The 20,865-nt window shown below is 67.4% G+C and carries 18 protein-coding genes; 11 read left to right on the top strand and 7 right to left on the bottom strand.

Translation table 11 applies throughout. The features are described 5' to 3' along the window. The first annotated feature begins 61 nt into the window (after positions 1 to 61). The gene (locus ABD156_RS28245) at positions 62 to 1,201 is read left to right on the top strand and encodes a lytic transglycosylase domain-containing protein (protein WP_344280190.1); all 1,140 of its coding nucleotides are present in this window, start codon (positions 62 to 64) and stop codon (positions 1,199 to 1,201) included. Between the two features lie 75 nt (positions 1,202 to 1,276). Next, positions 1,277 to 2,170, top strand: coding sequence for a LysR family transcriptional regulator (locus tag ABD156_RS28240; RefSeq protein WP_344280187.1), 894 nt, complete (start codon positions 1,277 to 1,279; stop codon positions 2,168 to 2,170). Between the two features lie 4 nt (positions 2,171 to 2,174). On the opposite strand, the gene ABD156_RS28235 is transcribed toward ABD156_RS28240, so the two are convergent. Beyond that, the gene (locus tag ABD156_RS28235; RefSeq protein WP_344280184.1) at positions 2,175 to 2,909 is read right to left on the bottom strand and encodes an SDR family oxidoreductase; all 735 of its coding nucleotides are present in this window, start codon (positions 2,907 to 2,909) and stop codon (positions 2,175 to 2,177) included. Then, positions 2,906 to 3,646, bottom strand: coding sequence for an oxidoreductase (locus ABD156_RS28230; RefSeq protein WP_344280180.1), 741 nt, complete (start codon positions 3,644 to 3,646; stop codon positions 2,906 to 2,908). The genes ABD156_RS28235 and ABD156_RS28230 overlap by 4 nt, the downstream gene beginning before the upstream one ends. A gap of 178 nt (positions 3,647 to 3,824) precedes the next feature. Here ABD156_RS28230 and ABD156_RS28225 point away from each other — a divergent pair, with 178 nt between their 5' ends. The 7 genes from ABD156_RS28225 to ABD156_RS28195 all read left to right on the top strand — a co-directional run bounded on the left by ABD156_RS28225 (position 3,825) and on the right by ABD156_RS28195 (position 12,413). Continuing rightward, positions 3,825 to 4,778 carry a Ppx/GppA phosphatase family protein gene (locus ABD156_RS28225; protein WP_344280177.1) on the top strand — a complete coding sequence of 318 codons (954 nt, stop codon included), beginning with the start codon at positions 3,825 to 3,827 and terminating at the stop codon, positions 4,776 to 4,778. Positions 4,779 to 4,983: 205 nt separating this feature from the next. Continuing rightward, positions 4,984 to 6,612 carry a peptide ABC transporter substrate-binding protein gene (locus tag ABD156_RS28220; RefSeq protein ID WP_344280174.1) on the top strand — a complete coding sequence of 543 codons (1,629 nt, stop codon included), beginning with the start codon at positions 4,984 to 4,986 and terminating at the stop codon, positions 6,610 to 6,612. 104 nt (positions 6,613 to 6,716) lie between these two features. After that, positions 6,717 to 7,643 (top strand): ABC transporter permease, encoded by a 927-nt coding sequence (locus tag ABD156_RS28215; protein WP_344280172.1) that lies wholly within the window; start codon positions 6,717 to 6,719, stop codon positions 7,641 to 7,643. After that, complete coding sequence (locus tag ABD156_RS28210; RefSeq protein ID WP_344280170.1) at positions 7,636 to 8,592, top strand: ABC transporter permease; 957 nt, start codon at positions 7,636 to 7,638, stop codon at positions 8,590 to 8,592. Before ABD156_RS28215 ends, ABD156_RS28210 begins: the two co-directional genes overlap by 8 nt. Positions 8,593 to 8,597: 5 nt before the next feature. Then, entirely contained in the window at positions 8,598 to 9,623 is a 1,026-nt protein-coding gene (locus ABD156_RS28205; RefSeq protein WP_344280168.1) for an ABC transporter ATP-binding protein, read from the top strand. Further along, a complete protein-coding gene (locus tag ABD156_RS28200) occupies positions 9,616 to 10,614 on the top strand; it encodes an ABC transporter ATP-binding protein (protein ID WP_344280166.1) in 999 nt (332 codons plus the stop codon). The genes ABD156_RS28205 and ABD156_RS28200 overlap by 8 nt, the downstream gene beginning before the upstream one ends. A gap of 83 nt (positions 10,615 to 10,697) precedes the next feature. Then, positions 10,698 to 12,413, top strand: coding sequence for a S8 family serine peptidase (locus ABD156_RS28195; protein WP_344280164.1), 1,716 nt, complete (start codon positions 10,698 to 10,700; stop codon positions 12,411 to 12,413). 41 nt (positions 12,414 to 12,454) lie between these two features. Here ABD156_RS28195 and ABD156_RS28190 read toward each other — a convergent pair whose 3' ends face one another. From ABD156_RS28190 to ABD156_RS28170, 5 genes are all read right to left on the bottom strand, one after another. Then, positions 12,455 to 13,972, bottom strand: coding sequence for an alpha/beta hydrolase (locus tag ABD156_RS28190; protein ID WP_344280162.1), 1,518 nt, complete (start codon positions 13,970 to 13,972; stop codon positions 12,455 to 12,457). A 27-nt stretch (positions 13,973 to 13,999) separates the two neighbouring features. After that, entirely contained in the window at positions 14,000 to 15,517 is a 1,518-nt protein-coding gene (locus ABD156_RS28185) for an alpha/beta hydrolase (protein WP_344280160.1), read from the bottom strand. A 124-nt stretch (positions 15,518 to 15,641) separates the two neighbouring features. Next, positions 15,642 to 17,165, bottom strand: a complete 1,524-nt coding sequence (locus ABD156_RS28180) for an alpha/beta hydrolase (protein WP_344280158.1) — start codon at positions 17,163 to 17,165, stop codon at positions 15,642 to 15,644. A gap of 190 nt (positions 17,166 to 17,355) precedes the next feature. Then, positions 17,356 to 18,075, bottom strand: coding sequence for an ABC transporter permease (locus tag ABD156_RS28175; RefSeq protein ID WP_344280156.1), 720 nt, complete (start codon positions 18,073 to 18,075; stop codon positions 17,356 to 17,358). A gap of 22 nt (positions 18,076 to 18,097) precedes the next feature. Then, entirely contained in the window at positions 18,098 to 18,982 is an 885-nt protein-coding gene (locus tag ABD156_RS28170; RefSeq protein ID WP_344280153.1) for an ABC transporter ATP-binding protein, read from the bottom strand. A 136-nt stretch (positions 18,983 to 19,118) separates the two neighbouring features. Here ABD156_RS28170 and ABD156_RS28165 point away from each other — a divergent pair, with 136 nt between their 5' ends. Both ABD156_RS28165 and ABD156_RS28160 read left to right on the top strand, forming a co-directional pair. Continuing rightward, positions 19,119 to 20,258, top strand: a complete 1,140-nt coding sequence (locus ABD156_RS28165) for a sensor histidine kinase (protein WP_344280150.1) — start codon at positions 19,119 to 19,121, stop codon at positions 20,256 to 20,258. Continuing rightward, the gene (locus ABD156_RS28160) at positions 20,255 to 20,857 is read left to right on the top strand and encodes a response regulator transcription factor (RefSeq protein ID WP_344280147.1); all 603 of its coding nucleotides are present in this window, start codon (positions 20,255 to 20,257) and stop codon (positions 20,855 to 20,857) included. Before ABD156_RS28165 ends, ABD156_RS28160 begins: the two co-directional genes overlap by 4 nt. The last annotated feature ends 8 nt before the right edge of the window (positions 20,858 to 20,865 follow it).

The raw sequence follows: 20,865 nt of genomic DNA, 5'->3' as shown, positions 1-20,865 counted from the left end.
TCCAGCCGGAACCGCGAGAGCCGCCGTGTTGGTGGGGCCGCCGCTGGAGAAGGTGCGGTGGGTGGGGCGGGCGAGGGTTCGGGCGCGGCGGGGGCGTTATCGGGCTCGGCGGGTGGCTTCGCGGCATCGGACGGCCGTCGCGGTGCTCGCGGGGGTTCTCGGGGTGCTTCCGGCGGCCGTCGGCGCGGGGGTGGTCGCCGGGTGGGCCGGGCGGATGCCGGTGGTGCATACGGCGGACGTTATGCCTGATCAGGGGTATGACCCGGGGATTCGCGGCGTCGCGGTCGACGGGCGATTGCCTGACGCGCCCGCGCCGATTCCCCTTCCGGGATACGACCTTCCGGACGGGCCGCTCGGGATTCCGGCTACCGCGCTGGTCGCGTATCGGCATGCGGCGGAGGTCTTGGGGAAAGAGCAGCCGGGATGTCATATCGACTGGGCGCTCATCGCGAGCATCGGGCGGATCGAGTCGAATCACGCGCGCGGCGGGTACGTCGACGCTGCCGGGACGACGCTTCAGCCGATTCTCGGGCCTCAGCTCAACGGGACTGGGCCGTACGCGGCGATTCCGGACACTGATCACGGAGTGCTCGACCACGACCCGGTTTGGGATCGGGCGGTCGGGCCGTTCCAGTTCATTCCGGCGACTTGGCGGATCTACGCAGCCGATGGCAACGGTGACGGCAAGGCTGATCCCAGCAATCTCTTCGACGCTTCGCTCGCGGCGGCGCGTTACCTCTGCTCCGGCGGGCTCGACCTGGCCAATCCGGATCAGTTGCGAACTGCGATCTATCGCTACAACAACTCCGACGCCTACGTCACCACGGTCATCCTCTGGGCGGAGGCTTACCGGAAGGGCGTCGCGCAGGTGCCGGACAGTCCGGTTCCGGTCGGGGCGGCGCCTGGGCCGACGACCTCCAGTGTCGCGCCGACGGCGAATCCGGCGAATGGGCCGCGGCCGCCGCAAGCCGGGACGTCGTTGCCGCCGGTCTCGACTGGGGCTCCGTCCGTGACGCCTACCGGGACCTCGCTGCCGGGCAGTCCGTCCGGGTCGCCGTCGGGCAGTCCGACTGAAACGTCGACCAGTTCGACGTGCGGATCCGCCACCAGCACCACGACTACGACCACTACGACACCGACGGAGACCTGCACCTCGTCGAGCAGCAGTCAGGCGAGCAGCGGGGTGTCGGCTGCTGGCTGACCCAGCGAAACCAGCGAAACCGCCAACGTGATCTCCTCCGGTAACCTCGATTACACCATTACCGCAGGGGAGCCGATGAGTCTTCGTCAGTTCGAGTACGCCTTGGCGGTCGCCGAGGCGGGGTCGGTGACTGCTGCGGCCGAGCTGCTTCACGTCGCCCAGCCGTCCGTGTCGCAGCAGATTCGGGGGCTTGAGCGGGAACTCGGCGTGCAGCTCTTCTCCCGCACGCCCACGGGGCTGGTGCCGACCGTCGTGGGGCGGGCGTTTCTCAAGGACGCCGAGGTCGCCGTAAGGGCGGCGCGGCGGGCGCAGGCGACGGCGCGGGCGGGCGCGGACGAGCTGGCCGGCGAGTTGCTCGTCGCGGCGCAGATGGGGTTGGGGACTCGGCAGTTGCCGGGCGCGTTGGCTGCGTTGCGGAGGCGGTTTCCCCGGTTGGCGGTGACCGTTTTCGAGGAGCCGAATCCGGCGGAGCTGGAGCAGCTGGCTCGGCGTGGGGTGCTGGATCTCGCGTTGCTCGGGTCGGCGTGTGACGAAGGGCTGTACGAGGGGCATCACCTCGGCGACGAGGAGTTCGTGGTCGTCCTCGGCACGGGGCATCGGTTGCTCAAGAAGGACCGGATCGCGTTGCGGGAGCTGGAAGAAGAGCACTGGATCCGGTTCGATCCGGACAGCGCGCTGGACGGGCACCTAACAGAAGTGTTGCGCGACAACGGGTTGGAGCCGACCGCGGTTGCGCGGGTGTCTCAGACCTCGACGGCCGTGCGGTGGGCCGCGCACGGGCTGGGCGTGACGCTTGTTCCGGCGTCGGCGGTGCCGGAGGGGCATGAGCACCTCGTGCGGCCGGTGTTTCCGGTCGTGGCCCAGCCCGTCGTCGCGGCAGTGCGGCCCGGGGCCGGGCCCGCGGAGATGGCGTTGCTCGAGTTTCTGCGGCAGGAGAGTTGGTACCAGTCCGAGGCTCCGGCCGCCTGAAGCGTCAGAGTTGCGTGTCGCCTCCGTCTACGACCAGTTCGATGCCGGTGGTGAAGGTGGCGTCGAAGGCCAGGAACGCGACGGCACGGGCGATCTCCACCGGGGTGCCCAGCCGTTTCATGGGGTTGGCCGCGGCTCGGGCGGCCTTGAATCGCGCGGCCTCCTCGGCCGACATTCCGGCTTCCAGGATCTCGGTGTCGATGGGTCCGGGGCTGATCGCGTTCACCCGGATGCCGCGCGGAAGCAGCTCGGCGGCGAGCGTGCGGGCCATTGATCGGAGCGCGGCCTTGCCCGCGGAGTAAACGCTGGTTTCGGCAAGGCCCATGACGTTCGCGGTCGAGGTGGTCAGGACGACGCCCGCGCCGGAGCGCAGCAGGGGCGCGAGCTTCTGCACGGCGAAGTACGCGCCCTTGACGTTCACCGCGAACTGCTCGTCGAACTGTTCCTCGCTGACCGACTCGAACGGTGCCGTCCGGGCGATCCCGGCGTTGACGAACAGGGCGTCGACCGGGCCGGGGACCTGGGCGGCCAGCGTGTCCAGGTCGGAGAGCGACGCCACATCGCCGCGGACGGCTGTCGCGCGGTCACCGAGTTGGGCCAAAGCGGCGTCGAGGCGAGACTGCGAACGGCCGGTGATGATTACGCGAGCGCCGCCGTCGGCGAACAATTTCGCGGTGGCGAAACCCATTCCGGTGCTGCCGCCGGTGACGACGACAGTTTTGTCCTGATAAGCATTCATCGCGGGTATTCGCCTCCGTCGACGGACAGACCGCTTCCGGTGAGCCAGTTCGCTTGGTCGGACAACAGGAAGAGCACGGCGTTGGCGATGTCGTCGGGGTCGCCGTCCCGGCCCAGCGGGACCCCGGGGAGATCGAGACTGCCGGACGACAGGCTCGCCCACTGCTCCCGCGTCGCCAGGCCGCCGGGGGTGGCGGTCCGGCCGGGGGACACGGTGTTGACGCGGACGCCGGCGGGCGCCAGTTCGGCGGCCAGGCCTTGGCTGTAGGCCTCCAGGGCCGTTTTCGCCGCGACGTAGTGCAGGAAGGGCGGGAACGGCGGGCGGATCGCGGCGGTGGAGATGTGCACGATCGAGCCCGATCGGCGCTCCCGCATGCCGGGGGCCAGCAGCGCGTCCAGGCGGACCGCGGCCAGGAGGTTCACCGACAGCGCGTCCTGCCATTCGTCGTCGGGGATCTCCAGCGCGCTGGGGTGCGGGCGCGCGCCGCCCGCGTTGTGGACCAGCAGGTCGACGCCGCCGAGTACCTCTTGCGCGGCGGAGGCGATCGTCTGTGCCCCGGCTTGCGTGCGGACGTCGGCCTCGACGAAGGACGCGCCTTCCGGCACCGGGCCGGCCGAGCGGGCGGTGGTGAGCACCGTCGCGCCCGCGGCCAGCAATTGCGCCACGATTGCCGCGCCGATTCCGCGGGAACCGCCGGTGACCACCGCGCGTTTTCCCGCTATCCCGTAATCGGGCATGCCAATAACCTCTCGATAAAAGAAGAAGAAAACCGCCGCGAAACGAAATGCGGCGAACACGTCAACCGTACGGCCGGAAAAGCGGGAAAGGCAAAGACCAAATGTCGGCGAGGGGGCATAGGACCCGCCTATGCCCGCCTTGGCTGCGAAGCGCCGCGGACCAAGTAAAGTCGGAGGCATGCCTCGGGTAGCTGCGATCGACTGTGGGACCAACTCCATCCGTCTGCTCGTCGCCGAGTTGACGCCGCGCCACGACGGCACGGTCGACCTGCGCGACCTGCACCGCGAGATGCGCATCGTGCGGCTCGGCCAGGGCGTCGACGCCACTGGCAGGCTCGCGCCGGAAGCGCTCGAGCGCACCCGCGCGGCGCTCGCGGACTACACCGTCGCAGCGCGGCGCAAGGGCGTCGAGAAGGTGCGCATGGTCGCCACCTCGGCGACGCGCGACGCGAGCAACCGCGACGAGTTCTTCGCGATGACCCGCGAGACGCTCGGCGTCGAGGCCGAGGTGATCAGCGGCGACGAGGAAGCCCGGCTGTCCTTCACCGGCGCGGTCGGCGAGCAGGACCCCGAGGACGGGCCGTTCGTGGTCGTCGACGTCGGCGGCGGCTCCACCGAACTCGTGCTCGGCACCTGGAACGGCCGCGAGGCCGAGGTGATCGCCGCGAAATCCGTCGACATCGGCTGCGTCCGGATCACCGAGCGCGCGCTGAAGGGCGACCCGCCGACCGCCGACGAGGTCGCCGCCGCCCGCGAGCTGGCCCGCGGCATCCTCGCCGAGGCGTTCGACGTCGTGGACGTCGCGAAGGCCCGCACCTGGATCGGCGTGGCCGGCACCGTGACCACGTTGTCAGCGGTTTCGCTGGGGCTGCCCGAGTACGATTCCGAGCGCATCCACCTGTCGAAACTGACCCACGGCGAGATCGACCGGGTCGCGCGGAACCTGCTCGCGGCCGACCGCGAGACCCGCGCCGCGAACCCGGTGATCCACCCCGGCCGGGTCGACGTGATCGGCGGCGGCGCGGTCGTCGTGCAGGTGCTCGCCGAGGAACTCGCCGCGCGCGGTGGTCCGGACCAGCTGGTCGTCAGCGAGCACGACATCCTGGACGGCATCGCTTTGGCACTCGCCTGAACGCTCCGCGATGCCCCGGTGACCACGCGCGCACCCCGCGTCCGGACCCGTATCAAAATGACCGAAAGTCATCTACCTCACTTCGTTGTGGGCTGACTGGGTGACGGTCGGCGTTGTTATTCATGTGCAACCCGGTGATCCGGTTACGAAGGGCCGATCACGCTAGCCTCCATCTCGCTATTCGGACGCTAGAAACGGAGGGGACATGCGGGGTTCATCCAGGCTCTGGAGCGCGGCCGCAGTCGTGACAACCTTGTCACTGCTCATGACTGCCTGTGGGGGCGGCGGATCCAGCAGCGGGTCGTCGGGGGAGGCGGATCCGAACGGGACCTTCACGGTCTACGGCACGGAACCGCAGAACACACTGATCCCGACGAACACCAACGAACTCGGCGGTTCCAAGGCCGTCGACCCGATGTTCTCCGGACTCGTCGCGTACAAGGGCGAAAACGGCGAGCCGTACAACTTGATGGCGGAGTCGATCACCACGACCGATTCCAAGGTCTTCGACATCAAGATCAAGCACGGCTGGAAGTTCCACGACGGCACCGAGGTCAAGGCGAAGAACTTCGTCGACGCCTGGAACTACGGGGCCAACTCCGCGAACGGCCAGATCAACAGCACGTTCTTCGAGAACATCCAGGGCTACTCCGACGTCCACCCCGCCGACAAGACGGCGAAGCCGACCACGGACAAGATGTCCGGCCTGGTCGTGAAGGGCGACTACGAGTTCCAGGTGACCCTGGAAGCGCCGTTCTCCGTTTTCACCACCAAGGTCGGCTACACCGCGTTCGCGCCGCTGCCGGACTCCTTCTTCAAGGACCCCGCGGCCTTCGCGAAGCACCCGATCGGCAACGGCCCGATGAAGTTCGTCAGCCGAACGCCGAACGTCGAGATCAAGCTGACCCGGTTCGACGACTACCAGGGGCCGGACAAGGTCAAGTTCAAGGACCTCGACGACAAGATCTACGCCAGCCAGGAAACCGCGTACCAGGACCTGCTGAGCAACAAGCTCGACTTCATCGAGACGCTGCCGCCGTCCGCGCTCACCGCGGACAAGTACAAGGCCGACCTCAAGGACAACCTGGTCACCGGGCACCTGCTGGGGATCAGCACGATCGCGGTGCCGTACTACGTGCAGGGCTACAACAACCTCGACCTGCGCCGGGCCATCTCGATGGCGATCGACCGCACGCAGATCACCAAGACGGTCATGCATGACACCTACATCCCGGCCGACGGCTATGTCTCGCAGGGCATTCAGGGCTACCGGCCGGGCGTGTGCGGCGAGTTCTGCAAGTTCGACCCGGCGAAGGCCAAGGAACTCTTCGCGAAGTCCGGGTTCAAGGGCAAGCTCACCATCGCCTCGAACGCCGACGGCGGCCGCAAGGAACCGCTCGTGGCCGCGTGCAACAGCATCAAGAACACCCTCGGCGTCGAATGCGATTTCGTTCCGGCGACCGACTTCGGCCAGTGGCGCAGCATCGTGACCGGGCACAAGCTGACCGGCATGGGCCGTTCCGACTGGTCGGCGGACTATCCGTCCATTGAGGACTTCCTCAACCCGCTCTACCGGACCGGGGCCTCGTCGAACGACTCGACGTACTCCAACCCGCAGGTCGACGCTCTGCTGAAGCAGGCCGATTCGACGGCGGACAAGGACGCCGCGGTGAAGCTGTACCAGCAGGCCGAGGACTTGATCGCGAAGGACCTGCCCTCGATCCCGGTGTGGGACGAGAAGGGCGTCGCGGCCAAGTCGAAGCACACCAAGACCGTGGTCCTCGACTTCCGCCGCCGCGCGGACTACTCCTCGGTCGAGGTCCTCAAGAAGTGATGCGCTGACTCGTCCGTTCCCACCACGCGGCTCGTGAGTGTTCGCGCAGGCCAAAAGCCGGCGCGGGCACTCACGGGCCCGGCGCGCACTCCTAGGAACCACGCATGATTCGTTACATCCTGCGTCGTCTGCTGCAGTTGATCCCGGTGTTCTTCGGCACCACTTTCCTGATCTACGCACTGGTGTGGGCCGTGCCGGGGGACCCGTTCTCCGGCAAATGCGGTCAGCAAGCCTGCCCGCAGGCCTACATCGACCTGATGACCCAGAAGTTCCACCTGAACGACAATCTGTTCGTCCAGTACTTCAAATACCTCGGAAGCCTGTTCAGCGGCGACTGGGGCGAGACGTTCAACGGCTCCTCGGTCGGCGAACTGATCTCCACCTCTTACCCGATCACACTGCGCCTCGCGCTCGTCGCGGTGCTCATCGAAGCGGTCATCGGCCTCACCGCCGGCGTGCTGACCGGCTTGCGCGGCAAGGGTTTCCTCGACAATCTGGTACTGGTCTCGACCACGTTCCTGATCTCGCTGCCGGTGTTCGTCACCGCGATCGTGCTGCAGATCGTGCTCGGCGTGAACCTCGGCATCATCGACGCCAGCGTGTCGGACGATCCGAGTTTCGGCGAGTTGATCGTCCCCGGCATCGCGCTCGGAAGCCTCTCGATGGCTTATGTCGCACGATTGACGAGAACGTCGATCGCGGAAAACCGGCACGCCGACTACATTCGCACCGCCATTGCCAAGGGGCAGCCCAACAGTCGCGTCATCGGCATTCATTTGCTGCGCAACTCGGTGATCCCGGTGCTGACCTTCCTCGGCACCGACCTCGGCTCGCTCATGGGCGGTGCGATCGTGACTGAGGGCGTGTTCAACATCAACGGTCTCGGCGGCCTGATCTTCCGCGGCCTCCAGAACCGGGAAAGCGCGACCGTCGTCGGCGTCGTCGTGCTGCTGGTGCTGGTGTATCTGCTGATGAGCCTGATCGTGGACCTGCTCTACGCCGTTCTCGACCCGAGGATCCGTTATGACTGACCCGAATCTCGTCGGCGGCGGAGGAGTCGACGCGGCACAGCTGTCGCATGTGGACAGCTCGGCCGACGCCGGTCCGAAGAAGCCGCGCAGTCTGTGGGGCGACGCGTGGCGGCAGCTGCGCCGCAAGCCGGCGTTCGTGATCTCCGCGCTGATCATCCTGCTGGTCGTGCTGATCGCGATCGCGCCGGGGCTGTTCTCGCACCGCGACGCCGGCTACAGCGATCTAACGCACGCCAACGAAGGCCCGTCCGCGGATGCCTGGTTCGGCTACGACAACCAGGGTTACGACGTCTACGCGCGGACCATCTACGGGGCCAGGGCTTCGCTGTTGGTCGGTGTTTTCGCGACGCTGCTGACTGTCCTTTTCGGATCGTTGATCGGCATTGTCGCGGGCTACTACGGCCGCCTCATCGACAGCCTGCTGTCCCGGCTCGGCGACGTTTTCGCCGGCCTCCCGTTCGTGCTGGGCGCGATCGTCATCCTCACCACGTTCAACGCGCCGGGCACGAATCCCGGGCAGGTCACCATCATCGTTCAGGTGGTGTGCTCGATCGCGGTGCTGACCTGGCCGGTGGCGATGCGCATCATGCGGTCCGCGACGCTGGTGGCCAAGCAGTTGGACTACGTGAAGGCGGCCCGCGCGCTCGGCGCCAGCACGCCGCGGATCGTGTTCCGGCACCTGCTGCCGAACACACTCGCGCCGGTGCTCGTGTACGCCACGATCGCGCTCGGCGCGGCGATTGGAGCTGAGGCGACGCTGGCGTACCTCGGCATCGGAGTGCGGCCGCCGGTGGTGTCGTGGGGCGTCATGATCAGCGACGCCCGCGACTATTTCCGCGCGGTCCCGCACATGCTCCTGTTCCCCGGTGCGTTCGTCACCATCACCGTGCTCGCGTTCGTGATGCTCGGCGACGGTATCCGCGACGCGCTCGACCCGAAGTCGAGGTAGCCGCGATGTCCACAGTGTCCAATGCTCCAGGTCCGGCAGCCGAGAACGAGCTGCTGCTCGAGGTCGAAGACCTGCACGTGGAATTCCGCACTTCCGACGGCGTGGCCAACGTGCTCAACGGCGTCGGCTATTCCGTGCATGCCGGGGAAACGCTTGCCGTGCTTGGCGAATCGGGCTCCGGCAAGAGCGTCACGGCGCAGACCATCATGGGAATTCTCGACACCCCGCCAGGGGTGATCACCGGCGGGTCGATCCGCTATCGCGGCGAGGATCTGCTCACCGCGTCGCAGGATCGGCGGCGGCAGGTGCGCGGCGCGGAGATCGCGATGATCTTCCAGGACGCGCTTTCGGCGCTGAACCCGGTGTTCACCGTCGGGTTCCAGATCGAAGAACAGCTGCGGGTCCGGCTTGGCATGTCCAAAAAGGACGCACGCAAGCGCGCGGTCGAACTGCTCGACCTGGTGCGCATCCCGGCCGCGGCACGGCGGGTCAAGGATTACCCGCACCAGTTCTCCGGCGGCATGCGGCAGCGCGCGATGATCGCGATGTCCCTTGCGCTCGACCCGGATCTGCTCATCGCGGACGAGCCGACGACCGCGCTGGACGTGACCGTGCAGGCGCAGATCATGGACCTGCTCGCGGACATCCAGCGGGAACGGCGGATGGGGCTCGTCCTCATCACGCACGACCTCGGCGTGGTCGCGGAGGTCGCGGACCGGATCGCGGTGATGTACGCCGGGCGGATCGTGGAACAGGCCGACGTGCGGGAATTGTTCAGCTCGCCCGGGCATCCCTACACCGCCGCGTTGATGGATTCGCTGCCCCGATTGGACCTCAAAGGACAGACCCTGGAGACGATCAAGGGCCTGCCGCCGAGCCTGCTCGACATTCCGGCCGGATGTCCGTTCCATCCGCGCTGCAAACGGGCCGAGCAACGGTGCCGCGACGAGCGGCCGTCCTCGCACGCGCTCGGCTTCGGCCGGGTCAGTGCGTGTCACTTCGCCGAGGAGGTGGTGGAGAGCCGTGGGTGAGCCGATTCTCAGCGTCCGCGATCTGGTGAAGCACTTCCCGGTGCGCGACGGTGTGCTGTTCAAACGGACCATCGCACACGTGAAGGCCGTCGACGGCGTGTCCTTCGACCTGCAGCCCGGCGAAACGCTCGGCGTGGTCGGCGAATCCGGCTGCGGCAAGTCGACGCTCGCCCAGGTGCTGATGCGCTTGGAGGAGCCGACCAGCGGGGCGGCGACGTTCGAGGGCCGCGATTTGTTCAAGCTGCGCGGTGCGGAACTGCGGCGGATGCGCCGGGAGATCCAGATCGTGCTGCAGGACCCGTACACGTCGCTGAATCCGCGGATGACCGTCGGCGACATCGTCGGCGAGCCGTTCGAGATCCACACCGACGTCGCGCCGAAGGGTTCGCGGGCGAAGAAGGTGCAGGAACTGCTGGAGGTGGTCGGGCTCAATCCCGAGCACGTGAACCGGTATCCGCACCAGTTCTCCGGCGGACAGCGCCAGCGCATCGGCATCGCGCGGGCGCTGGCGTTGCGGCCCAAGGTGATCATCTGCGACGAGCCGGTGTCCGCTTTGGACGTTTCGATTCAGGCGCAGGTGATGAACCTGCTCGGGGAACTGCAGGGCGAGTTCGGACTGTCCTATGTGTTCATCGCGCACGACCTGTCGGTGGTGCGGCATCTGTCCACCCGGGTCGCGGTGATGTACCTGGGCAAGATCGTCGAAATCGGGACTGAGGACGAGATTTACGAGCGACCGTCTCATCCGTACACCCAGGCACTGCTGTCCGCGGTGCCGGTGGCGGACCCGGCCGTGCGCGGGCAGCGGCAGGTGATCCGGCTGGAAGGCGACGTGCCCAGCCCGATCGATCCGCCGTCCGGCTGCCGTTTTCGCACGCGGTGCTGGAAAGCCGCGGACATTTGCGCGACCGAGGCTCCGAAGCTGGAACCCCGGACGGACGGGCATCTGTCGGCTTGTCACTTCGCCGAGGTGAAGTCGGTGGTTCCGTAACCAGGCGATTCCTCCGGTTTGCCGATTGCCGCACGCAGTGTCCGCTATGTACGTTGCATTGTCGGTTTTCGTGAGGAGGACTCGTGAAAAGACCAAGATTGCTCGCTGCGGCGCTCGCGGTGCCGTTGTTCGGTGTGGTGTCCGTCGTCGCCCTTCCGGCGGCGACGGCCCAACCGGCCGGACCGCTGACGGAATTCAGCGTGTTGGCGCGGGACGGCCAGAGCGTCGCCGCCGCACAACAGGCCGTGCGCGACGCCGGCGGCACGATCGTCGCGACCAACACCGCCGTTGGGCTCATCACCGCCACCGCGCCCGCGACTGGCTTCACTGAGCGGGTTTCGGCCAACCGTGCGGTATTCGGCGCGGCGAAGGCGAAAGCGATCGGCAGCGCGCCGAAGGCGGGCAAGAAGGAGAAGCCGGACGCGGTCGAGAAGGAAGGCCGCGGCAGTGTGTCGCGCAAGGCCGCGGCGAACAAGGCGGTCGGCACCGATCCGCTGGACGACCAGCTCTGGGGCCTCAAATCGACCCGCTCCGACCTCGCGCGCACCAAGCAGGCGGGCGACAAGCGGGTGAAGGTCGGCATCATCGACACCGGCGTCGACGGCAGTCACCCGGACATCGCGCCGAACTTCGACAAGGCCGATTCGCGCAACTTCACCAAGGACATCGTCGCGGACGTCAACGGCACCGTGGTCGACGGGCCGTGCGAGTTCCGCGGCTGCGTCGACCCGGTGGACCACGACGACAACGGCCACGGCACGCATGTCGCGGGCACGATCGCCGCGGCTGCCAATGGATTCGGCGTTTCGGGCGTGGCACCGAACGTGACGCTGGTGAACATTCGCGCCGGACAGGACGCCGGGTTCTTCTTCCTGCAGCCGACCGTCGACGCGCTGACGTATTCCGGCGACGCGGGAATCGACGTCGTCAACATGAGCTTCTACGTGGATCCGTGGCTGTACAACTGCCGTTCGAATCCGGCGGATTCCGCCGCGGAACAAGCGGAACAGCGCACGATCATCGAAGCGACCACACGGGCGTTGAACTACGCGCACCGCAAGGGCGTGACGATGGTGGTCGCGCTCGGCAACCAGCACGACGAATTGGCCGCGCCGCACGATGACGTCACGAGCCCGGACTACCCGGCGAACGGGCCGCATCCGCGCAAGATCGACAATGCTTCGTGTTTCTCGCTCCCGGTCGAAGGCCCGCACACCATCGGTGTCGGCTCATTCGGTCCGACGCAGGCGAAGGCGGACTACTCCAACTACGGCACCGAGCAGATCTCCGTTTCCGCGCCTGGCGGCTTCTTCCGCGATGGTTACGGCACGCCTTGGTACCGGACAGTCGAGAACGAGATCCTGTCCACGTATCCGCGCAACGTCGGTGTCGCGGCGGGAAACATTGACGCGGCAGGCAATGTGACCCCGGCTGGGGTCGCGCTCGGCGTGCAGAAGGCGACGGCGGCGGATGGCCGGGTCGGCTATTACCAATGGCTGCAGGGGACTTCGATGGCCGCTCCACATGCGACTGGGGTGGCGGCGCTGATCATTTCCCAGTACGGCAAGAAGACTGGGCATTCGGTCTCGATGGATCCGGACGCGGTGCAGCGAGTGCTGGAAGGCACGGCGGCACCGATCGCGTGCCCGGTGCCGCGGACGGTCGATTACCTCAAGGAGGGCCGGGACGCTTCGTTCACGGCGACCTGCTTGGGTGACGCGTCGTTCAACGGGTTCTACGGACATGGTTCCGTGGACGCCTATTCCGCGGTGACGCGGGGTTCGGCTTTCCTGCGCTGAACGCGCGGCGGTGGGGCGGGTGTTCCGCCCCACCGCCTATTTCAGTACTGCCGCAGCCGGTCCGTGATCTTGTCGGCTACCTGCTGTTGTTGCGGGGTAAGCTTTCGAGTGGCGTTTGCTTCCGCGCCACAGAATTTGTCGGTGCCCGGCCGGTTACCGTGCACGAGATAGTCGATGACGGCGTTGAAGCCGCAGCTGTTCAAGTACGGGAGCGCGACGCCGTGGCCGCCTTGGTCCACCGTGACCATTCGCGCCCGATTGCCGAATGCTTCGCGGGTGTCCTGCGCGCCGGAGAGCGGCGTCGCCGGGTCGCGCAAGTTCTGGACCAGCAACAGGTTGGAGGGACCCTGGTCGCTGAACCGCACCGGCGGTTCGCTCGGCTGATACGACCAGGCGGCGCACGGCCAGACGTTCGCTGTCGCGCCGCCGAGCATCGGGTACGCGGCCCGATCGTGCGCGACGTTGCGCTGGTAGGTCGAAATCTGCCGGGGCCACGCGTGATCCCCGCACACGACCGAGAGCATCGTGGTCACCTGGCTCTGGATCGGGCCGCTGGTGCTCGGCAGCGAATCGTCCGGGGGAGCCTGGTCGGTGCGGAAGGCCTGCCACAGCTGCGCCAGCCGGGGGAAGGCCGAGGTCTGGTAGATCAGGCTGTGCGTCGCCGACCGGAAGAGCGAACCGTCGAATCCTCCGGTGGGATGCTGGTCGAGTTTGTCGGCGAGCTTGAAGAAATTCGCGGTGACTTCGGCGGGAGTGGCACCGAGACCGTAGGAAGAATCGCGTACAGCGGCCCACTTGGCGAAGTCCGGGAAACGGTCCTGCATTCCTTCGGCGAAACGACGGGACGCGGTGATGTCGTAGCCGTCCGGCCCGAGAATGCTGTCGAGTACTACCCGGTCGGTCCGTTCCGGGAACAGCGACGCGTAGACCCCGCCAAGGTAAGTGCCGTAGGACAAGCCGAAGTAGGAGATCTTCGACTCGCCGAGTGCGGCGCGGATCTGGTCCATGTCGCGTGCGGTGTTCGCGGTGTTGATGTACGGCAGGATCGACGCGGACGTCGAAGTGGCGCATTGCCGCGAAATCTGTTTAGCCGATGTCGCGGCCGCGGTGACTTCGGCCGGGTTGTGCGCGTAGTTCGGCACAATGGTGAGGAGCTGTTCCGGTTTCAGATCGCAGCTCACCGGGCTGCTGTGGACGACGCCGCGCGGGTCGAAGCCGATCAGGTCGTATTCGGCGAGCAGGCTGGTGGGCAGACCGGCCTGAGCCATTTCCAGCGGGAAGGTGAGGCCGGTGCCGCCGGGGCCGCCCGGGTTGAACAGCAGCACGCCGCGGCGTTTGGCCGGGTCGCTGCTCGGGAGACGGGAGATTTCGACGCTGATCTTTGTGCCGGCCGGGTTCCGGTAATCCAGGGGTACCTCGAGCGACGCGCATTGCAGTGCTGGAGCAGAGATATCCGCTGGGCACTTGCCCCAGTGCAGTGCGGGTTGAATGGCGGACGCCGGAACCGCCGTCGCGGTCAACGCGGCGGTGGCGAGTACGACGAGCAATGTTCTTCGCACGGTTCTCCTTTTCTGGCGATCGTCGGTTCAGTACTGTCGCAACTGGTCCGTCAACTTGTCGGCCGCCTGCTGTTGCTGCTGGCTGAGCTCGCGAGCGTTCGCTTCGGCGCGGCAGAATTTGTCGGTGTCCGGACGCGTTCCGTTCACCAGGAAATCGGTGACGGCGTTGAACCCGCAGCTGTTCAGGAACGGGAGACCGGCACCGTGGCCGCCCTGGTCCACGGTGACCATCCGGGCGCGGTCGCCGAACCGCGCGCGGGTTTCCAGCGCGCCGGAAAGCGGGGTCGCCGGGTCGCGTGTGTTCTGGACCAACAGCAGGTTTGACGGACCCTGGTCGCTGAGCCGGACCGGTGCTTCGATCGGCTGGTTCGGCCAGTGCGCGCACGGCAACACGTTCGCCGTCGAGCCGCCGATCAGCGGGTATGCGGCCCGGTCCCGCGCGACGTTGTCCTGATAGGTCGAAATCGTGCGCGGCCACGCGTTGTCCCCGCACAGAACCGAGATCATGGTGCCGATCTGGCTCTGTTTGGCGGGCGTCGGGGCCGGCAGTGCCACGCCCGGCGGCGCCTGGTTCGCGAGGAGCGTTTGCCAGGCCTGCGCCAGCCTCGGGAAGGACCGGGTCTGGTAGGTCAGGCCGTACACCGCCAGCCGGAAGTACGAACCGTCGATGCCGGCCACCGGGGTCTCGTCGAGTTTGTCGGCGAGCTTGCCGAAGTTCGCGGTGACGGCGGCCGGGGTGGTGCCGAGACCGTAGCTGGCATCGCGGGCGGCGGCCCATTTCGCGAAGTCCGGGAAGCGGTCCTGCATGCCTTCGGCGGAGCGCCGGGCTTCGGTGATGTCGTACCCGCCCGGTCCGAGAACGCTGTCGAGCACCATCCGGTCGGTCCGGTCCGGGAACAGCGTCGCGTAGGCCCCGCCGAGGTAGGTGCCGTACGAGTAGCCGAGGTAGGAGATCTTGGCCTCGCCGAGCGCGGCCCGGATCCGGTCCATGTCCCGCGCGGTGTTCGCGGTGGTCAGAAAGGGCAGCACCGGGGCGGAATCCGAGGCCGCGCACCGCTGCGCGATCCCCTTGGCGAACGCGGAGGCGGCGACGACCTCGGAATCGTTGTGCGCGTACTTCGGATCGAGCACCAATTGCTCCGGGGTCAGGCCGCAGTTCACCGGACTGCTGTGGCCGACGCCGCGCGGGTCGAAGCCGATCAGGTCGTACTCGGCGAGCAGGTTCGTGGGCAGACCGGCCTGGGCTATTTCCAGCGGGAGCGTGAGGCCGGTGCCGCCGGGGCCGCCCGGGTTGAACAGCAGCACCCCGCGCCGTTTCGCCGGACTGCCGCTGGGCAGCCGGGAGATTTCGACGCTGATCTTCTTGCCGTCCGGATTCCGGTAGTCGAGCGGTACTTCGATGGACGTGCATTGCAGTAATGGAGCCGTGACGTCGGCCGGGCATGTGCCCCAGTTCACCGCGGATCTAGCGGATGCGGCGGAAGCCGGAACCGCCGTCGCGGTCAACGCGACGGCGGCCAGCAGGGTGAGCAATTGTTTTCGCACGGTTTCCTTCCTGCGTCGAGAGCGGACTCGGGAGACCAGACTCGGAAGACCAGAGGAAAGGACAAACGACGGTGGGGCGGGAAAGCCCGCCCCACCGCCGATCATCGTCCCACCCATCGTCCGTTCAGAATCGCCGCAGCTGGTCCATCACCTTGCCGGCGGCCTGTTGCTGCTGCGCGGTCAGCGATCGCGTGGCGTTCGCTTCGGCGCCGCAGTACTTGTCGGTGTCCGGCCGGGTTCCGTTCACCAGGTAGTTGATGACGGCGCCGAAACCGCAGCTGTTCAGGTACGGGAGGCCTACGCCGTGTCCGCCCTGGTCCACAGTGACCAGACGAGCCCGGTCGCCGAACGCTTCGCGGGTTTCCAGCGCGCCGGACAGCGGCGTCGCCGGGTCGCGCAGGTTCTGGACCAGCAACAGGTTCGACGGGCCCTGGTCGCTGAACTGCACTGGCGGTTCGAGCGGCTGGGCGGCCCAGTGCGCACACGGCCAGACGTTCGCCGTCGCGCCGCCGATCATCGGGTACGCGGCCCGGTCCTCGGCGACGTTGCGCTGATAGGTCGAAATCGACCGGGGCCACGCGTTGTCCCCGCACAGCACCGAAATCATGGTGGCCCGCTGGCTCTGCTCCGGCCCGGTGACCGGCAGCCGCATCGAGCCCGCCGGAGGCGCCTGGTTGTTGAGCAGCGCCTGCCACGCCTGCGCCAGCACGGGGAAGGCCAGCGTCTGGTAGGTCAGGCTGTGCGTGCCCAGCCGGAAGGTGGAGCCGTCGACTCCCCAGGCGGGCTGCTCGTCGAGCCGGTCCGCGAGCTTCGAGAAAGTCGCGGCGACTTCGGCGGGAGTGGCGCCGAGACCGTAGATCGAATGGCGGATGGCGGCCCATTTAGCGAAGTCCGGGAAGCGGTCCTGCATTCCCTCGCCGAATCGCCGCACCGTGGTGACGTCGACACCGGTCGATCCGACGACGCTGTCGAGCACGACGCGGTCGGTCTGGTCGGGGAACATCGAGGCGTACACCGCGCCGAGGTAGGTGCCGTACGACAAGCCGAAGTAGGAGATCTTCTGCTCGCCGAGCGCTGCCCGGATCTGGTCCATGTCCCGGGCGGTGTTCGCGGTGGTGATGTAGGGCAGGATCGGGGCCGAGGCCGAAGCGGCGCACTGCTGCGCGATCTGCTTCGCGGACTCCGAAGCCTGGACGACTTCCTCGCGGTCGTGCGCGTACTTCGGGGCGAGAGAAAGCTGTTCCGGCTTCAGGTCGCAGCTCACCGGGCTGCTGTGGTCGACCCCGCGCGGGTCGAAGCCGATCAGGTCGTACTCGGCGAGCACGCTCGACGGGACTCCGAGCCGCGCCCACGTGAGGGGGAAGGCGAGTCCGAGACCGCCGGGGCCGCCCGGGTTGAACAGCAGCACCCCGCGCCGTTTGGCGGCGTCGGTGCTGGGCAGCCGGGAGATCTCGATGCTGATCTTCTTTCCGTCCGGCTGCCGGTAGTCCAGCGGCACTTCGAGCGACGCGCACTGCAGGATCGGGGAAGCGACGTCAGCCGGGCACGCACCCCAGGTCACCGATGACTTCGAGGGGGTCGCGTACGCCGGAACAGCGGTCGTCGTCAGCGCGACGGCCGCCAGTACGACGAGCAATTGTTTTCGCACTGTTTTCCATCCTTAGCCGAGATCAAGCGAACTCAGGAAACTGAAGGGAAAGTGCACGAAACAGAGCTGTTCGCGGGCAGCGCGGCTCGGCTGCCGGTCGGGGCCGACTTCCGGCCGCGCTGCCGCGGACACGTCGACGATCGAGAGCGCCGCCGAGATTACTCCGATCTGCTCGGCGCCGGAAGGGGTTTCAGCGGCGCGGTTCCCAGCGGAATAGTCGGGTCGCCAGGGTGACGCTGAGAATCAGCCACGCCGCGATCGGGCCGAGCAGGACGAGTGAGTCGGCGACCGACGCTCCGCCATTCCAGGAATTCAACACGAGTTCGGTGGCCGCCCCTCCGGGGAGAAGTCGTTTCAGGAGGGAAAGCTGTTCCGTTCCGGTGATTCCGATCCAACTCGCCACCGCGAGGACGGCGAGGGTGACCGGCAGCGTGGTGACCTGGGCGTGCTCCGGCGAGTTCGTGAGGCCAGCGGTGGCCAGGCCTAGCGCGAGCATCATGGCGACGGTCGCGAAGACCGCGACCACCAGCAGCAGCGGGTTCTTCGGCAGGCCGGTGACCGCGCCGAGCACGGCGAGGATGACGACGACCTGGATCGTGGTGATCACCGTGATCGGCAGGAGCAGTCCGACGAGAATGCCGGAGTCGCTCGCCGCGGTGGACCGCAATCGCTTGAGGAACAGGTTCTGCCGTCGGGCGGCGAGCGTGGTGACGGTGGTGGTGTAGAGGCCGATCGCGGTGATGAAGGAAAGCGTCAGCGCCGCGATATAGCCGAGGCTGCCGAGCTTTGCGAAGGTTTCGTGCCGGGAGATGAAGAAAGCGCTGAAGGCGACCGGCAGAATCAGCGAGGTGACCAGTACTAATCGGTTTCGGAAGAGCTGGATCAGTTCGCCGCGGGCGATGGAGAACATGGGAAAGCCTTTCGGGAATGGGTTACGCGTTGCCGATGGCGCGGAAGACGTCGTCGAGGCGGGTCGGGCCGGCCTCCAATTCGGCCAGTTCCACCGCGCTGTCCTGTGCCCAGCCGAGCAGGGTGTGCAGGTCTTTCTGCAGGCCGAAGGTCTCGATGAGGAACCGGCCGTCCTCCTCGCGGGTCGCTTGCAGCGGCGGCATCGGCGCGTGCGGCGGAAGTCCGAAGCGGATGGTCGCGGGCAGCGTCCGGGTCAGTTCGGCGACGGTGCCTTCGCGGTTGAGCGTGCCCTGGTGCATCAGGCCGATGCGGTCGGCGCGCTGTTGTGCTTCCTCGAGGTAATGCGTCGTGAGGACGATGGTGGTGCCGTCCTCACGGAGCCGGTCCACCGCGTTCCACAGCGCGTCGCGCGACTGGATGTCCAGACCAGTGGTCGGCTCGTCGAGGAAGACCAGGTCCGGCGTTCCGTACACGGCGGTCGCGAAGTCCAGCCGGCGCTTTTCGCCGCCGGAGAGCTGCGAGACCCTCGTCGTGGCTTTGCGGGTGAGGTCGGTGATGCCGAGCAGCCGTTCGACGTTGTCATTGCGCTGGGTCAGGCTGCCGATCAGCCGGATCGATTCGCGCACGGTCAGATCCGGCGAGAAGCCGCTTTCCTGCAGCATGATCCCCATCCGCGGCCGGACGGCGGCGCGCTCGCGCGGGTCCTTGCCGAACACCCGCACGGTGCCTGAGCTGGGCGGCCGGTGCCCCTCGACGGTCTCCAGGGTCGAGGTCTTCCCCGCGCCGTTCGTGCCGAGCAGCGCGTACAGTTCGCCGCGGCCGACCTGGAACGACAGGTCGCGCACGGCCTGGAAATCGCCGTAGGTGAGGTTCAGGTGGTCGACGTCGATGACTGGGGTCGTGGACATGCTCCGATTCCAGCCGGTTCTCCCAGGTCCGCGGTAGTGCGGCCACGTCAGCCGAAGACATGACGCTGTGTCACTGGTGGGCCTTCGGCGGCTGCGGCATGCTGGGGCCGAACCGCCCGGCCGAACCTGGAGCACCATGACCGAGATCCGCCCGCCGCGGCCCCGCCGGATGTCCTGGTCCGGCGACGCGGTCCAGGACCGGCTGCGGCGGCTCAACCTCGTCACGGTGATGCCGCCGCTGCTGGTGGTCGGGGTGCTGCTGGTGGTTTTGTCGGCGAAGACCTGGTGGCACGTCGTCATCCAGGTGATCGGGCTGCTGGCCGCGACCGCCACCGCCGAACGCTGGACCGCGGGCGACTTCGTCCGCACCGCGCGCCCGAGCCTGGTGCTGACCGCGTTCGTCTGGCTCGCCGGCGCGCTGGGCAACAGCCCCATGGCGTTCTACGGGCTGAGCATGGTCGGGTCGTTCCTCATCCCGCCGCTGCCGCGGCGGAGGTTCGCCGCGCTGGTCGGCCTCGCCGTGCTGACCGGCGCGATCGGCTCGACCAATTTGCTGCTGCATCACGACCATCTCGGCGCGCGGGTGCTGGCCTATGTGGTGACTCCGGCGATCGGCTCGGCGCTGTCGACCCTGCTGATGTTCGCCAGTCAGCGGCTCTACGACCTCGTCGCGGAGCTAGAAGAGTCGCGCGAGAAGGAGGCGGAGCTGGCGGTGGTCCGGGAACGCGTCCGGTTCGCCAGCGAACTGCACGACATCCAGGGGCACACGCTGCACGTGGTGAAGCTGAAGGTCGCGCTCGCGGAGAAGCTGCTGAATCGGGATCTCGAACGGGCGCAAGAGGAACTGCGCGAGGTGCACACCCTGGTCGGCGACACCATCGTGCAGACCAAGGAACTCGCTTACGCCCAGCGTCGGCTCAATCTGTCCGCGGAACTGGAGAACGCGAAGAACCTCTTCGAGGCGGCCGGAATCCACGTGCGGATCGATCGGCGGGCGGAAGTCCACACGGGAGTGGACGAGCTGCTCGGTCAGGTGCTGCGCGAGACGACCACGAACATCCTCCGGCACGCGCAAGCCCGGCAGGTGCGGATCACGTTGACCGAAGCGGGGATCAGCATCGTCAACGACGGCGTCGCGGACGGTGACCCGCCGGTGCTGAGCGGACTGTCCACTTTGGCGGATCGGCTGGCGGATCAGGGCGGAGAATTGACAGTGGAGCAGAAGGACGGCCGGTTCGTGACGGCGGCGGCCTTCGCGGAGAAGGTGTCGCGATGACGACCGTGGTGCTTGCCGACGACGAAGCTCTGCTCCGCAAGGCGATGGCCGCGCTGCTGCCGATGGAAGGCGAGATCACCGTGGTCGCCGAGGCGGAAGACGGCGAGGCCGCGGTGCGGGCCACTGTGGAGCATCGGCCGGACGTGCTGGTGATCGACCTGGAGATGCCCAATGTGGACGGACTGGGCGCGGTCGCGCGGATCCGGCGGGAACGGCCGGAGCAGGTGATCCTGATGCTGACCCGGCACGCGCGGCCGGGAGTGCTGCGCAAAGCGTTGAAGCTCGGCGTGCAGGGGTTCGTGAGCAAAGCAGCGGAACCCGCGCACATCGCGTCGGTGATCGCGACGCTGGACGAGGGCAAACGCTGGATCGACCCGGACGTCTCGGCGCTCGCGGTGGTGGACGACTGTCCGTTGACCGTGCGGGAGATAGACGTGCTGCGAGCGACTCGGGAGGGTTATTCGGTCGCCGATATCGCCGCGCAGCTGCATTTGGCCGAGGGGACTGTGCGGAACTACCTGTCGAACGCGATGCAGAAGACGCAGACGCGAACGCGGCACGAGGCGGCGCGGTACGCGCGGGAGCACGATTGGTTGTGAGTGCCTAT

The sequence above is a fragment of the Amycolatopsis albidoflavus genome (genome assembly GCF_039525725.1).
Lineage (GTDB): Bacteria > Actinomycetota > Actinomycetes > Mycobacteriales > Pseudonocardiaceae > Amycolatopsis > Amycolatopsis albidoflava.
This window is presented reverse-complemented; position numbering and strand designations above follow the sequence as displayed.